This is a genomic window from Planococcus sp. 11815, assembly GCF_051096385.1.
Taxonomy (GTDB): domain Bacteria; phylum Bacillota; class Bacilli; order Bacillales_A; family Planococcaceae; genus Planococcus; species Planococcus citreus.
Genome location: NZ_CP096991.1, coordinates 2,750,339 through 2,764,963 on the forward strand (window position 1 = coordinate 2,750,339; position 14,625 = coordinate 2,764,963).

13 protein-coding genes are annotated in these 14,625 nt (G+C 50.6%); 3 read left to right on the forward strand and 10 right to left on the reverse strand.

Going from position 1 to position 14,625, the window contains the following annotated elements:
• Positions 1–89: 89 nt before the first annotated feature.
• On the reverse strand, positions 90–2,228 hold the full coding sequence (locus M1Q06_RS13805) for a beta-propeller domain-containing protein (RefSeq protein ID WP_434400086.1): 2,139 nt from the start codon (positions 2,226–2,228) through the stop codon (positions 90–92).
• Between the two features lie 71 nt (positions 2,229–2,299).
• Positions 2,300–3,478 (reverse strand): alanyl-tRNA editing protein, encoded by a 1,179-nt coding sequence (locus M1Q06_RS13810; protein ID WP_434400088.1) that lies wholly within the window; start codon positions 3,476–3,478, stop codon positions 2,300–2,302.
• 94 nt (positions 3,479–3,572) lie between these two features.
• Here M1Q06_RS13810 and M1Q06_RS13815 point away from each other — a divergent pair, with 94 nt between their 5' ends.
• A complete protein-coding gene (locus tag M1Q06_RS13815) occupies positions 3,573–4,484 on the forward strand; it encodes a diacylglycerol/lipid kinase family protein (protein WP_101191423.1) in 912 nt (303 codons plus the stop codon).
• A 96-nt stretch (positions 4,485–4,580) separates the two neighbouring features.
• Here M1Q06_RS13815 and M1Q06_RS13820 read toward each other — a convergent pair whose 3' ends face one another.
• Genes M1Q06_RS13820 through M1Q06_RS13830 form a run of 3 tightly spaced genes read right to left on the reverse strand, consistent with a single transcriptional unit; the run spans position 4,581 to position 8,450 of the window.
• Positions 4,581–5,771 (reverse strand): acyl-CoA dehydrogenase family protein, encoded by a 1,191-nt coding sequence (locus M1Q06_RS13820; protein ID WP_434400090.1) that lies wholly within the window; start codon positions 5,769–5,771, stop codon positions 4,581–4,583.
• Between the two features lie 16 nt (positions 5,772–5,787).
• On the reverse strand, positions 5,788–6,954 hold the full coding sequence (locus M1Q06_RS13825) for a saccharopine dehydrogenase family protein (RefSeq protein WP_434400092.1): 1,167 nt from the start codon (positions 6,952–6,954) through the stop codon (positions 5,788–5,790).
• A gap of 14 nt (positions 6,955–6,968) precedes the next feature.
• Entirely contained in the window at positions 6,969–8,450 is a 1,482-nt protein-coding gene (locus M1Q06_RS13830) for an aldehyde dehydrogenase family protein (RefSeq protein ID WP_434400094.1), read from the reverse strand.
• Between the two features lie 205 nt (positions 8,451–8,655).
• Here M1Q06_RS13830 and M1Q06_RS13835 point away from each other — a divergent pair, with 205 nt between their 5' ends.
• Together M1Q06_RS13835 and M1Q06_RS13840 are read left to right on the forward strand one after the other, a co-directional pair.
• On the forward strand, positions 8,656–9,450 hold the full coding sequence (locus tag M1Q06_RS13835; protein ID WP_434400096.1) for a MerR family transcriptional regulator: 795 nt from the start codon (positions 8,656–8,658) through the stop codon (positions 9,448–9,450).
• Positions 9,443–9,571, forward strand: a complete 129-nt coding sequence (locus tag M1Q06_RS13840; RefSeq protein ID WP_277751604.1) for a hypothetical protein — start codon at positions 9,443–9,445, stop codon at positions 9,569–9,571. The genes M1Q06_RS13835 and M1Q06_RS13840 overlap by 8 nt, the downstream gene beginning before the upstream one ends.
• 51 nt (positions 9,572–9,622) lie before the next feature.
• Here M1Q06_RS13840 and M1Q06_RS13845 read toward each other — a convergent pair whose 3' ends face one another.
• From M1Q06_RS13845 to M1Q06_RS13865, 5 genes are all read right to left on the reverse strand, one after another.
• Positions 9,623–10,585, reverse strand: a complete 963-nt coding sequence (locus M1Q06_RS13845; RefSeq protein ID WP_121298524.1) for a rhodanese-related sulfurtransferase — start codon at positions 10,583–10,585, stop codon at positions 9,623–9,625.
• Positions 10,586–10,738: 153 nt separating this feature from the next.
• A complete protein-coding gene (locus tag M1Q06_RS13850; RefSeq protein WP_434400099.1) occupies positions 10,739–11,689 on the reverse strand; it encodes a 2-hydroxyacid dehydrogenase in 951 nt (316 codons plus the stop codon).
• 47 nt (positions 11,690–11,736) lie between these two features.
• On the reverse strand, positions 11,737–12,348 hold the full coding sequence (locus M1Q06_RS13855; RefSeq protein WP_434400101.1) for a DedA family protein: 612 nt from the start codon (positions 12,346–12,348) through the stop codon (positions 11,737–11,739).
• Between the two features lie 129 nt (positions 12,349–12,477).
• Positions 12,478–14,049: an acyl-CoA synthetase MbcS gene (mbcS, locus tag M1Q06_RS13860; protein WP_434400103.1), complete on the reverse strand. Its 1,572-nt coding sequence runs from the start codon at positions 14,047–14,049 to the stop codon at positions 12,478–12,480.
• Between the two features lie 21 nt (positions 14,050–14,070).
• The gene (locus tag M1Q06_RS13865; protein WP_241663088.1) at positions 14,071–14,625 is read right to left on the reverse strand and encodes a hypothetical protein; all 555 of its coding nucleotides are present in this window, start codon (positions 14,623–14,625) and stop codon (positions 14,071–14,073) included.

Below are 14,625 nucleotides of genomic sequence, written 5' to 3' on the forward strand. Positions count from 1 at the left end.
AGTACAAACACCTTTTTTTTATCCTGCCCCGGCTCGAAACCATAAAGAGCGGATCTCTTTAGAAGAGATCCGCTCTTATCCATCATTTTTTATTGCAGGGGCAATGTGCCGAGAGGTTCGAAATCCGACAAGCGATAGCTTCTGACTTCAGTATTCGCCACTGTATACAAGGCGTCTTTTGCATAAGCCAGGCGCTGGACCGATGTATTCCAGTCTTCATAGGGCTGGTCGGATGCTTGGGTCAAATCGGCTGATAGCTCGATTCCTTCTGGGGTGATCGAGTAAATTAAAGCCCCTTCTGCCTGAAATTCGATATACTCCATGCCGTCTCCTTTATAGATCGATACCGGAAAACCGAATAAGCTTTGCTGTTCATCACGGAATAAAGCTTTGTGGTCATATTGCAAAGCAGAATAGGTCCCAGGGCCGCCGATGATTTCCGTATCGGTTTCCTTGGGATCACCCATATCGCTGACATCGAACAGCGAGATCTTCATCCCGCCCGTCACGATGCGCGGCTCGCCGCCCCCTTTGACTGGCTCGATTTTTGTATCGTAGCCAAACCCGATCAAATGCTTGTCATCAAGCGGATGCAAGTAATTGGAAAATCCAGGAATTTTTAATTCACCCAATACTTCTGGATCGGCAGGATCTGAAACGTCGATCGCAAACAGCGGATCGGTCTCACGGAAAGTCACCATATAGGCTTTGCTGCCGATAAAGCGGACCGAGTAGATGCGTTCGCTCGGCGCCAAGTTTTCCACTGAACCAACTTGTTCCAATTGTTCGTTCAAAATGAACAGGTGGTTTTTCGGTTCGGAAGCCGGTGCCCAGTCGACTCCTTCTGTTGTCGCTAAACGGAAATGGCCTTCGAATTCATCCATCGAAAACTGGTTCAATAGAGACCCTTGCACACGGGCCGAAGCGATAAATTCCACCGAGATGCCGTCCAAGCCGAATTTAAAAATTTCCGTATCCGCTTGTTGCGGCACCCAAAGCGCCGTATCTTCAAACTCCCCTTCAGCCGTCTCAAACGCAGAAGCTGTCAAATAGAGATGCTGTTCGTTCATATACATTTGTTCATTGCCACCCAAAAAGCCTTTTGTGGAAATTTCGTTTGAGGCGGGCGCTTCCAGGCTAACGGAGGTGATGACGCTATAGCTTCCTTCCATCGTTCCTGGCAGGATGGTCAGGTCTTCATAAGGCAAGGGTTCAAGCTCTCCACCTTGTGCGGAATCGAATAGTCTTGGCCGCAGTTCGATATCAGGCTGCTCCTCCAATATCCAGTAATTCGGAAACACGTTACTGACATAATACAGGATGCCGTTCGATAGCCTCGCATTATTGAATGTGCCTTCATTGCCAAATTCGCGGATCAGTTCCGGATTGTCAGGTGAAGTTACATCATAGAGAGAGACAGCTGTGATGCCGGAATAAGGCATAAAGCTTTCCATTTCCGCATCTCCTTCGGTTTCCATGAGCGAAAAGCGGCTTGAAATGACGGCAAGCGTATCGCCGGATAAGAATAATTCCTCTGGATACGTTTCCCCGTCAAACTCCAAGACTGCTGCAAGCTCCATGTTTTCTGGGTCTCTGATATCGGAAATCACCACACGCGACTCGCTGACGGAATATAAATAATCGCCATCCGTTTGCACAATATCCCCTTCATCGATGCCTTCGACCTGGTTGTTTGTGGACGAATGGTCGCCGCCTCCCATTCCGCCCGACTCGCCTGATGCACTGTCCTCCGCTTCTTCCACCCCTTCACCGAAGCCGCGGTAGAACGGATTGTCTTTTTGGAGATTCAGCAATCGCATAAAATAAGTACGCAATTCCTCTTCCCCCGCCAGGTTTTGGACTTCGTCTTGTATCGTGAACTCGAGTTGGTTTGTCGAAAGGCTTTTCAGGAAACTGCTCGATAAGGCTGATTTGGTGACATGAAGCGTATAGTCTCCGCTTGCGATGTCCGGAATTTCAAGCATCCGGCCGCCATTCGCCAACTGCATATCGAGATCGAGCTTTTGGCCATCTGCACCCGTAAGGTAGACGGCGCCTTTTTCGATCGCATCCGCATCGAGCGGCGCTGAGAAATTGGCCCGCCAGCCGGATTCTGAAAGGGCTGTGGAGGATCCGCTGATGGCTACATTTTCCGTCAGCATAACAAAAGCTATACCTGAAAATACTAAAAGAATCGCCGCTATCCACCAGGCTCTGCTCCATTTCACGAACACCACGACCTTTCCCGTGCCATTTACCCATTAGACCCTTTACGCCTCCAAAAGGTTACAGCTTGCGTTCAGTCATTGGCATGAATTTCGTTGAAAATTTCCCGGAAGCGTTCGAACGGCTCTTCTGTATTGCCGCCGCCTTGCGCAAGTGCAGGGGTTCCGCCACCCTTGCCATCTGTTTCTTGAAGCAAGCGTTTCAAGGTCTCTCTCATATCGGCGGATGATTCATTGCCGCGGGCGCATACCAATCGGATGCTGCCTTCTTCTTGTGCTGCAAATAACAGGCAGACGGACGGGTATTCTTCAGTAGCCAAACGCGCCAGCTGCTGCAATTCCTTGACGGGCCGGTCGCCGAAGTTCCGGATCGCGACGCCCCCTTCCGGCGTTAACGCTTTTGCCTCTGAAAGCAGCAGTTGTTTTTTCAACTCCACGATTTCCTTATCGGCTGCAATTTTCTCTGATAATAAAGCATCTGCCGCTTGTACCAGTTCAGCGAGCGGGGCATTCAGTTTCCCAATCAATGCATCGCTCGTGTCGCTCAATTTACCGAAATGTTCGAGCGCTCGCTCTCCACATAGAAAATAGAGCCGCGTGCCGCCTTTGGCTTTTTCTGTCCCGATAATTTTCAACAGCCCGATTCCCGCGGTATTGTCCGGATGCGTACCGCCGCACGCATTCAAATCGATGCTATCTATTTCCACCAGGCGGATGTCTCCCGTGACAGCGGGGGGCTTCCGAAGGTTCAATTGCTCAAGCTGACTTTCATGTACGAAACGCGTGCGGATTGGCAAATGGCTTTGGATAATTCGGTTAGCTTCAAGTTCCACTTGCCGCAATGTTGCCCGGTCGATGGAGGCTTTATGCAGATCAATCGATACCCGCTCTTTCCCGAGATGGAAACTGGTGGTCCGGTAGCCATGGCGATCTTCCAATAACGCGCTCAAAAGATGCTGGCCGGCATGCTGCTGCATATGGTCCCATCTTCTGTTCCAATCCAGCGCCGCCTTGTATTCGCCCAGTTCCAGGGGCCGGTCCAGGTAATGGCGGATTTCCCCGCCATGATTTTGGACATCAAGCACTGCGGCAGTTCCAATCATCCCCTGGTCCGCTGGCTGCCCGCCGCCTTCCGGATAAAAGCAGGTTTGGTCGAGAACTACATACTGCCCGCCTTCATCAGCTGCCGACTCGGCCACTTGAACAGTTATTTCTCTTAAATAAGGATCGTCGTAATATAATTTCCTCGTCATATGAGCACTCCTTTTTACGGAATTCCGTTGATGCGTTTACTAGCCCTTCATTAGTGGAATGGTTGAGTAATGATGAAAAATGGAGGACTTACGCATGGCCGGATTCACGCATTCCGTATTATTGTATAATGCTCAGGCAGGCGCGTCCACGTTAGATGCGGTTATGGGCTTGGCCGTGCCGCAACTCGCCGCATCTTCGAAAACACTGGAGCTGATCAAGACCGATTCCCCGGAAGAACTGGAATCGGTCTGTCGTTCTGCCGCCGAACGCGCCGACGCATTGTTTGTCGCAGGCGGGGACGGCACGGTCCACCTGGCCGCACACGCACTCAGCTCACTCGACAACCCGCCGCCCCTCGGAATTTTGCCAAGCGGGACGTGCAACGATTTTGCGCGCACGATGAACATTCCGTTGTACCTCGACGAGGCCGCGAAAAGCTTAAGCCAAGGCAAATTGCAGCAAGTCGATACGGCGACCATCAACAAAGGGACGTTTTTGAACTTCGCAGGCATCGGCTTGATCACAGATGCTTCCTTCAATATCGATCCCGACCTGAAGGAACGCTACGGCAAGCTCAGCTATTTCATGAGCGCAATGCAGACGATGAGGCAAGCAGAACCGTTTAATGTATCGCTGGTGATCGACGGTCAAGCGTACGAAGAAGAAGCCGTTTTGGTGCTGGCCATGAACGGGAAATCCATTGGTACCCATTTGTTCCCGATGCAAAGCATTGACCCCGCTGATGGGCTCTTGGATGTATTCATTATCCAAAGCTCTTCGTTCGCCGCCATTCGCGAATGGTTTTCATTATCCAAACCCAACCTTACTGCAGAAGATCTCGAGCACATCATCCATCTGCAGGGACGAGAAATCGACATTCGCACAGACGCTCCGATGGATATCGACACGGACGGTGAAATCTATATGAAGACACCGGCATCAATCAGTGTCCAACCGGGAAAGCTCAATTTGCTTGTGCCGAACGAAGAAGATATTTTTACGTAAAAAAACTGCCGGATGCTACTCGGCAGTTGAAGGAACGGGGTCTATGCCCGTTCTTTTTTATTTTTCACTGAAAAGACTGCGAATCGAATCCAAAATTCATTCGAACGGCCAGGCAGGCAGCATCTGGTTCAATTCCTTGTCTACACGGTTGCCGAGCACATAGTCCGCCTGCATGAGCGTATGAATTTCCCGGGTGCCTTCGTAAATGACCGGCGCTTTGGAATTGCGCAGGTAGCGGGCGACTGGATAATCATCGGAATAGCCATAAGCACCGTGAATCTGCACCGCGTCATCTGCCGCTTTATTGGCAAAATTGCATGCCTGCCATTTGGCGAGCGAGGTTTCGCGCGTATTGCGCTTGCCGCTGTTCTTCAATTCGCCGGCGCGGTAAACGAGCAATCGGCTCATTTGATAGCCTGCTTCCATATTAGCAAGCATTTGCTGTACCAGCTGATGCTCACCGATCGGCTTTCCGAAGGTCGTGCGCGTCTTGCAATAATCCAGGCTTGCTTCCAAACAGGCCATCATCAAGCCGCATGCGCCGGCAGCAACCGTGAAACGGCCATTGTCGAGTGAAGCCATCGCAATCTTGAACCCTTCTCTTTCTTCTCCGAGCCGGTTGCCTGCCGGGATGCGCACATCTTCCATGAACAATTCTCCTGTATTGCCTGCCCGTATGCCGTATTTCCCTTTGATTGCTTTGGATGAAAAGCCTTCACGGTCACGTTCTACGATAAAAGCACTGATTCCTTTATGCGATTTCTCTTTATCAACATAGGCGAAAACGAGGAAATGGTCTGCTTGGTCACAGAGTGAAATCCATGTTTTCTGCCCATTCAACACATAGTCATCTCCGTCGCGTTTGGCGGTAGTTGAAAGCGCGGCCACGTCCGATCCGGCTCCTGGCTCCGTCAGCCCGAACGCGCCGATTTTTTCGCCTTTTGCCTGCGGCACCAAAAATTTCTGCTTTTGCTCTTCTGTGCCCCATTGCAGAAGCGATAGCGAGTTCAAGCCTGTATGGACAGAAACAGCCGTGCGGAACGTGGTGTCGCCGCGTTCAAGTTCTTCGCAGACGATGGCCAGTGAATTATAATCCATGCCGCTGCCGCCGTATGCTTCCGGAATGCACACCCCCATCAAACCGAGATCGGCCAGTCGCTGCCAAATCGATTCGGGGAAATGACCCTCTGTGTCCCAGTCTTTTATATAGGGCATGATTTCTTCATCGACAAATTTCCGGACGGTTTTACGCAGCATCTCTTGTTCTTCGCTGTATTCAAAATCCATGCCGTTTTCCTCCTTGCTAGTTATGATGCGTTGCCCGTTGCACCGTTTCTTCAATAGTTACCCCGCGCTTCTTCATTTCCGCGATGTATTCAGCACCCGGCACAATCTGCTCCGGTGGATAGACGCCTCGTTTTTGGATACGCCCATCCGCGATCATCTGCGCCACAACAGAAATGCTGTAGGCCGTGGCCTGCGCCATCGCCGTGACGCCAGTCGATTCATCGCGAATGGTCACCATTTCATATCGGTAAGTGCATTCCTCTTGCTCTTTCACACCGGAAACCGTCACGCGCAAAAGCACGGCATCTTTCTCGTCGCCAAGTTCTGTAATCGGCTCGAGCACTTTCAGCAGCACTTCACGCAGCGACACTTCATGCCCTCCGGCTGTCACTTTTCCTTCGCGATTCGTCAAGCCCAATTCGACGAGCAAACGGAATTTGTCGGCATGGCCCTGGTAACGGATCGTTTTGTACTCCAGTGAATCCACATCGTGGAACGTTTTCGTCAAGGTCGACGTACCGCCTGATGTATGGAAAGCTTCCAACTCATTGAACCCTTCGAACGCGATCGGCTCGATTTCCGATAGCGATTCGACTTCTTCCAGTTCTCCACCACGGATGACGTGCGACGGGTCCGTGTAATGGTCGAAAACGCCTTCGAGTGAGAAAACGTGTTTGTATTCGAGCGGCGGTGCCGGGTGGAGCGGAATGCCTCCGACATAAATGCGGATCGATTCGACCTTGTCCAATTGGCTCGCACCATAGCCGGTTAAAATATTGATCATCCCCGGCGCCACGCCAAGATCCGGAATGACGGTTACGCCTTGGTTGGACGCTTGGTCGTGCATGGCGAGCACCTTATCTGTAGCGCCTCCGATATGCCCGCCAAGGTCGACGGAATGAACACCACATTCGATCGCGATTTTCGCTACTTTCTCATTGAAGGTATAGAACAACGCATTGATCACGACATCCGCCTGTGCGATGACTTGCTTCAGCTCATTGTCACGGCTTGCATCCATCTTGGCGATTTCAAGCCGCGGATCGTCCAGTTGCTGGCGGAACGCTTGCGCTTTTTCCGTTGTCCGGTCCGCCAGAATCACTTTTTCCACCTGCTCATTGCGAAGTAAATCACGCGCTGCTTGTTTTCCCATCAACCCTGCTCCGAGTACCGCAAATTTCATCTCCGCCGCCCCCTTTATGCTTCGTTGTCGATCTGTGCACGCTGCAATTTACCACTGAAATCCACATAGACACTTTTCCATTCGGTAAAGACATCGAGTGCCGCAACGCCTGAATCACGGTGGCCATTGCCGGTTCCTTTCGTGCCGCCGAACGGCAAATGGATTTCAGCCCCTGTCGTTCCCGCGTTGATGTAGACGATTCCTGTATCGAGGTCGCGCTGCGCTTTGAATGCCCGGTTGACATCCGCTGTGAAAATTGAGCTCGACAAGCCGTAAATGACGCCGTTGTTCACTTCGATCGCTTCCTCGAAACTTGCAACTTCAATCAAGGAAATGACCGGCCCGAAAATTTCTTCCTGTGCAATGCGCATTTCTGGCGTTACGTCCGCAAACAATGTCGGTGCGTAATAGTTTCCTTTATCGTAATGGCCGCCCGTTAAAATTTCGCCGCCCCTGACGAGTTCCGCCCCTTCTTCTTTGCCGATTTCAATATAAGAATGGATTTTCTCCAACGCTTTCTTATTGATGACCGGTCCGACTTTGACGGATTCGTCCATACCGTCGCCGATTGTCAGTTTCTCTATCTTTTCGAGCAGACGCTGCTGCAGCTGTTCTTTGACATCCCGATGGACGATGACACGGCTGCAAGCAGTGCAGCGCTGGCCGGCGGTGCCGAACGCGCTCCAGAGAATTCCATCCACTGCGAGGTCCAAATCTGCATCATCCATGACGATGACCGCGTTTTTTCCGCCCATCTCAAGCGACACTTTTTTCAAATGGCGCCCGCCGAGTTCCGCCACTTTACGTCCTGTATCCGTCGATCCGGTAAATGAAATGACCCGGATATCCCGGTGCTCGATCATCGCCGTCCCAACTTCTGAACCGGAACCGAAAACGATGTTCGCAACACCATCCGGCAAGCCAGCCTCCTTGAAGATTTTGGCCATTTCATAAGCCATCATCGGCGTTTCCGTTGCCGGTTTCCAGATAAATGCATTGCCCGCCACGATCGCCGGGAAAGATTTCCACGTGGCGATCGCCACCGGAAAATTCCACGGTGTGATGAGCCCGACCACACCGATTGGCGCACGGACACTCATCGCGAATTTGTCCGCCAGTTCCGAAGGCGTTGTCTCGCCGAACAGCCTTCTGCCTTCACCTGCCATATAAAATGCCATATCGATGCCTTCCTGAACTTCGCCGCGCCCTTCTTCGATTACTTTCCCCATTTCTTTTGTCAGTACCGACGCGAGCTGCTCTTTCTTTTCTTTCATCAAGCGCCCGATTTCATATAGATAATCCGCGCGTTTCGGTGCAGGGACAAGCGCCCATTTTTTCTGTGCCGCTTTGGCTGCTTTCACCGCTTCCTCCACATCCGCGGCAGTTGACCGCTGTACAGCTGCCAACTCTTCGCCTGTTGCCGGATTGACAACTGGCACAAAATCAGCGCCCGCCTCTTGCTGGAACTCCCCATTCACAAAATTCGTCAGTTTCATCGAATTACCCCTTTCTGCAATGAATGTAAACGCTTTCACTATTTACTTTATTCCCTACAAAACGGAAAACTCCTACATGCTTTCATAACTTCCTTTCATAACTTTGCAAAGTCGGTCACATTCGGGCGCCTTTACAATAAAATTCCCCGGAAACGGTTGACACTGACCATTCGTCATAGTCTAATCAAGAGTAGAGGTGATTGAAATGTACAAAGTACAAGAAGTGGCAAAAATCGCAGGTGTCAGCGTACGGACACTGCACCATTACGACAGCATTGATTTAATGAAACCGAGCAATAAAGGATCGAACCGATACCGCTATTACAGCGACGACGACTTGAAATTGCTGCAACAAATCCTATTCCTTAAAGAACTCGGATTTTCATTGAAGAAAATCCAGGAAATCATAAAAAATGGCTATGATGCCGAATATGCCATGGCGCGCCATATCGAATTGCTTGAACAGAAAAAATTCCGCATTGAGCAATTGATCGATAATGCACGCGCAACACAAGAGGAGTTTTCATCCGGAGAACCCCTCAGCAACGAACAGCGCTTTTCTGCGTTCTCCCTCCGTCATACGCCGGATCGCATCGACTTGTACCAGAAGCCGGAAATTGAAGTATCCGTCAAGGACGACCTTGAAAACATCAAGGAAGAGACTTCTGTCCTGGAGGCTTCGGAACCGGAAACCGTAAAACCACAGAAAGAAGCCGAGAACTTGGAAGAAATCGATCGTGAAGCGAACCGTATCTATAGCGCTGTTGCCAGCCTTATGGATTTACCGGTCGATGCAAAGGAAGTCCAGAAAGAAATGGCCGCGTATTACCATCTGCTTGACCGCTTCTATGAATGCACGCCGAATATGTTCCGCAATTTGGCCAATCTTTATGCTAACGACAGCCGCTTTTCACGGACCATCGACCAGCACGGCGACGGTTTATCCGACTATCTGAAAGACGCGATGCACGTGCACGCGAATGCCTTGCAGCATGCGTGAACTCATCGGCCCTTGCAGCAATTGCGGCAAAGATGTCTATTGCCGTGACGGATTTTTGGACGGCGTCTATATCGACGGCGAATTGATTTGCCACGATTGTGCAGAAGAACTAGACAATTAATCCATAAAGAAAAGCCTGAACGGATAATGCCGTTCAGGCTTTTTGGGTTGCTTATGATTGTGCAGTTTCTTTCAATGCGTCGAGGCGCTGTTGTACTTGCTCCCCTGTCATACCATGCTCAAAAGCATAGCGGTTGCGTGGATGCTCGCGGCATTCGTCTGAACATGAACGCATGTATTTGTGCTCGTTTTCTTCTGAAGCCAAGATTTTCGCATTGCATTCAGGGTTCGCGCAGTTGACGTAGCGCTCGCAAGGCTCGCCGGTGAAATGGTCTTTCCCAACAATTGTGTGTTCGACACGGTTGACCGGCACGGCGATGCGCTCATCAAAGACGTACAATTGCCCGTCCCAAAGCTTGCCTTGCACTTCCGGGTCCTTGCCGTACGTGACAATGCCTCCGTGAAGTTGGTTGACGTCATCAAAACCTTCGCGTTTCATCCAGCCTGAGAATTTTTCACAGCGGATGCCGCCTGTACAATAGGTCAAGATTTTCTTGCCTTCGAACTGCTCTTTGTTTTCGCGGATCCATTCCGGCAAATCACGGAAGGTTTCAACATCAGGACGTACCGCACCGCGGAAATGGCCCAAGTCGTACTCGTAGTCATTGCGTGCATCGATGACCACGGTATCCTGGTCTTGCATCAATTTATAAAATTCTGCCGGCTCCAAATAATTGCCGGTCAATTCATTTGGGTTGATATCTTCTTCGAGTCCAAGGTGGACGATTTCATTTTTTGCACGGACGTGCATTTTTTTGAAAGCATGGCCATCCGCTTCGTCGATTTTAAAGACGATGTCCGCAAAACGCGAATCGCTCTTCAGCATTTCCATGTATTGTTCAGTTTGCTCGATCGTGCCAGAGCATGTGCCGTTGATCCCTTCGTCCGATACGAGGATGCGGCCTTTCAATCCGATTTCCTTACAAGCAGCCAAATGCTCGGCAGCGAACTCTTCGGGATTTTCAATCGGGGTGTATAGATAGTACAGTAAGACATTATGTGTATGATTTTGCATGAATCATACCTCCTGATTTTCGATTTGGCACATTTCCTTGATACAGGAAAAACCTAGCCTATTTTACCCCAACGCGCAAAAAAATTCAACATCCCCTGAAGCTTCATCCCCGAATGCATATAAAAACAGCCCCGCTTTACGGGACTGTTTTTTTCAGCACACCCGGTTCTTGACGGGTTTGCTGTTTGCGCAAGCTTGCAGCGCTTCTTTGTTCAATTGCATCATCGCATAGCGCGTCTGCACCGTCGCGCTTCCGATATGTGGCGTAACCGTCAAATTGTCGAGCGTTTGAAGCGGATGGTCCAGCGGCAGCGGCTCTTGTTCAAACACATCAAGCCCCGCTCCCCATATGGATTTATTCTTCAATGCTTCATAAAGGGCCTGTTCATCGACAATCCCGCCTCTTCCGCAATTGATGAGAATCGCAGTCTCTTTCATCAAGGATAGCTCCCGGTCGCCGATCATGCCTTTCGTTTGTTCGGTCAGCGGGGCAAGGATCACAACGAAATCGGAGCGCTTCAATAAATCATCAAGTTCCGCATATTGGGCTTCTTCCAGGCTTTTGCGCGTCCGGTTATGATAGATGACTTCCATATTGAAGCCTTGCGCACGCATGCACACCGCTTCCCCGATGCGTCCCATGCCGACAATCCCGACAGTGGTGCCGTGCACGTTCTGGCCGGTCAATCCCATCGGCGTCCAAGCTTGCCATTCGCCGTTTCTCACCGTCTTCTCCGCTTCGATCAAGCGGCGGGCCGTGGCCAGCATCAAAGCAAATGTTAAGTCAGCCGTTGTTTCAGTCAAGACATCTGGTGTATTCGTGACGATTACTTTATGTTCTCTCGCTGCATCGAGATCGATATTATTATAACCAACTGCCAAATTCACGACGATTTTCAAGTTCGGGGCCGACTCGAATAGCTCGCGGTCGATTTCATCGCCGAGCATGGTCCAAAGCGCCTTCGCTTCCTTCGCTTCTTCAAGCAATTTTTCACGCGGCGCATTGCGTTCCTCTTCCGGCCACATGCGCACTTCGTAGACATCGTGCAAATCCGCTACTGCCTGTTCCGGCAATTGCTGGGTAATGAATAAAATCGGTTTCATGAAACTCCTCCACCCTTCTCCTGATTAACTTTCCTATCGTAAAAGATTCACTGTCCTGCGCCGCGCCTTTTCTTAAACAACCACAACCCGACGATGGCACCGACAATGAGCAAGGCATAGACGATATTCGAATAAATGCCCAATTGTGCCAGGATTTCTTCCCGGTTCTCCCCGACCGCACGACCGATATAGACAAGCACGGTATTCCAGATCAAGGTGCCGGCTGTCGTAAAAGCCAAGAATAAAACGAATTTCATATTGGACATGCCTGCTGGAATCGATATGAGGCTGCGGACAAGCGGAATCAGCCGACCGATGAATACGGCAAACCCGCCGAAGCGGTCAAACCAGCGATCTGCTTTGTAAAGGTCTGCTTTTTTGAGGCGCAGCCAATTGCCGTGTTTGTCAATAATTTGCTCCAGCCGTTCAACATCCAACAAAAGCCCGAGCCCATAGAGCATGACCGCACCAGCAACCGACCCTGCCGTGGCTGACATGATGACTCCCCACACAGTGAGGCTGGTCGTCGATGTCATAAATCCCCCAGCCGTCAGAACTACTTCAGAAGGCACCGGCGGAAAGACATTCTCCAACAAAATAAGCAGGAAAATCCCGAAATAGCCGTAATTTTCCATTACCGATGTAATCCACTGTTCCATAAGCGGCCCCCTCTAAACACACCCGGACTCCCAATTTCCTTCATGTCCGTCTACCTATATATATTGACGAAAGCAGGACATCTTAAACAGCATAGAAAAAGCCGCGCTTGTTTCAGCGCGGCTTGCTTTTTAAGCGTTCATCTTACGCAATTCCACGCGGCGAATCTTTCCGGAAGTCGTTTTCGGGAGCTCCGTCAAAAATTCGATGACACGCGGGTATTTATAAGGTGCGGTAATTCCCTTGACATGGTCCTGCAATTCCTTGACCATCGTTTCGTCCTGCTTGCCGCCATCTCTCAATACGACAAATGCCTTGACGATATTGCCGCGGATTTCATCCGGCGCTGCTACGACTGCACATTCCTGTACGGCTGGATGCTTCATGAGCGCATCTTCCACTTCAAACGGCCCGATTGTATAGCCAGAAGAAATGATGATGTCGTCGCTGCGGCCCTCGAACCAGAAATAGCCATCTTCATCGCGTGAAGCCTGGTCACCGGTCAAATACCAATCGCCGCGGAACGAAGCTTGTGTCCGTTCCGGGTCCCGGTAATATTCGCGGAACAGCGCCGGACAACTTTTGTGTACGGCAATATCGCCGACCTCTCCTGGCGCGGCTGGCTGTCCGTCTTCGTTGATAATATCAACCGGATTTCCTGGTGTCGGTTTGCCCATCGAACCGGGTTTCATGTCCATGTCCTGCAAGATGCACACAAGCAAGGTATTTTCCGTCTGTCCGTAGCCATCACGCACATTCAATTGGAAAGCTTCCTGAAAAGCATCGATCACTTGGCGGTTGAGCGGCTCTCCAGCAGAAACCGCACTGCGCATATGAGGCAATTTATAATCGTTCAGGTTTTCGACTTTCGCCATGATACGGTATTCAGTCGGTGTGCAGCACAGCACATTGACTTTTTCTTCCTTCAGAATATCCAAATATTTCAGTGCATCGAACCCGCCGTTATAGACGAGCGCCGTCGCCCCGAGCGTGATCGTCGAAAGGAACGGGCTCCAAATCCATTTTTGCCACCCTGGAGCTGCCGTTGCCCAAACGATGTCGCCGCTTTGCACGCCGAGCCATTCAGTCGCAGCCGTCCGGACGTGCGCGTAGCCCCATCCGTGTACATGCACGACACCTTTCGGGTTGCCGGTCGTTCCGGAGGTATACGATAGAAACGCCATGTCTTCACGATTCGTGTCGACTGCTTCAAATTCTTCTGATTCTGCAGAAGCCAACTGTTCCAGTGACTGCCATCCCTCTTCTTTTCCGCCGACAATTAATTTATTGTCCAGCGCAGCGTATTTCTCATCAATGGAATTCGTTTCGGCCGTCGTTTTGAAATGTGCGATAATCGCTTTCGCACCGGAATGCTCCATGCGGTAGCTCAAGTCTTTTTTGCGCAGCATTTCAGAACACGGAATCGCGACCAGCCCTGCACGCAAACACGCCAGGTACGTAATATACGCTTCCGGAATCCGCGGCAGGATGATCAATACGCGATCTCCCTTTTCGAGCCCTAATTTCATGAAGGCTTGTGCGTATTGATTCATTTTGGAGAAAAGATCCTGATATGAGAGTTCGAGACGGTTGTTGTCCGCATCGAACCAGCGAACCGCAATCCGTTCGGCATCATTTTTGTATGCTTCCAACTCGGAAGTAATATTGTATTGTTCAGGTGCAATCAATTGTTCCACATTCATCTAATTTCCTCCTTTTCCTATTCAACTCGCAGGGATGACCAAATAATAGACGCTTGCCAAAAACAAGAATGCCATTCCAGCAGACAAATACGCTTTCGTTGCATTGAACCCTTGTACGGCTTGTATGATCTTCACGCTGACCAGATACATCCACACCACGCCGATGACAAGGAAGAGATTGACCCACAATGAACCGTCGCCAAGACCAGCAAGGTGAGGCGCGCCGAGCAAGCCTGGAAGCAGGGCCACCGGGGCCACCAAGCTGATAGCTCGGTATTTTGCAGTTCCGCCGAGCGCTTTAGATCCCGCCCACAGCAGCGCCGCCATTCCAACTTTCGTGATAAATGCCGTCAAGATCCCAAAAATGATGAAGATGGCCGGGACGAGAAAATTCTGCAATAAAGCGGAATCGAAACTGCTTATGTACGAGGCTTGCGACGCGATTGAAATCGCGCCGTAGCCTACTCCCACGATGAGCAGCAAAATCCGGCTCACCGTTTCGGTTTTCGGTAATTCCAGGAATGACCGGTAAGATGGATCATCCAGGCTTATCATTTTTCCAACCAACTTTGCCAC

Coding starts and splice junctions, on each gene's coding strand:
- mbcS (WP_434400103.1), bottom strand. CDS start 14,049: ATGAATGTGGAACAATTGATTGCACCTGAACAATACAATATTACTTCC.
- M1Q06_RS13845 (WP_121298524.1), bottom strand. CDS start 10,585: ATGCAAAATCATACACATAATGTCTTACTGTACTATCTATACACCCCG.
- M1Q06_RS13810 (WP_434400088.1), bottom strand. CDS start 3,478: ATGACGAGGAAATTATATTACGACGATCCTTATTTAAGAGAAATAACT.
- M1Q06_RS13835 (WP_434400096.1), top strand. CDS start 8,656: ATGTACAAAGTACAAGAAGTGGCAAAAATCGCAGGTGTCAGCGTACGG.
- M1Q06_RS13825 (WP_434400092.1), bottom strand. CDS start 6,954: ATGAAATTTGCGGTACTCGGAGCAGGGTTGATGGGAAAACAAGCAGCG.
- M1Q06_RS13840 (WP_277751604.1), top strand. CDS start 9,443: ATGCGTGAACTCATCGGCCCTTGCAGCAATTGCGGCAAAGATGTCTAT.
- M1Q06_RS13830 (WP_434400094.1), bottom strand. CDS start 8,450: ATGAAACTGACGAATTTTGTGAATGGGGAGTTCCAGCAAGAGGCGGGC.
- M1Q06_RS13815 (WP_101191423.1), top strand. CDS start 3,573: ATGGCCGGATTCACGCATTCCGTATTATTGTATAATGCTCAGGCAGGC.
- M1Q06_RS13820 (WP_434400090.1), bottom strand. CDS start 5,771: ATGGATTTTGAATACAGCGAAGAACAAGAGATGCTGCGTAAAACCGTC.
- M1Q06_RS13850 (WP_434400099.1), bottom strand. CDS start 11,689: ATGAAACCGATTTTATTCATTACCCAGCAATTGCCGGAACAGGCAGTA.
- M1Q06_RS13855 (WP_434400101.1), bottom strand. CDS start 12,348: ATGGAACAGTGGATTACATCGGTAATGGAAAATTACGGCTATTTCGGG.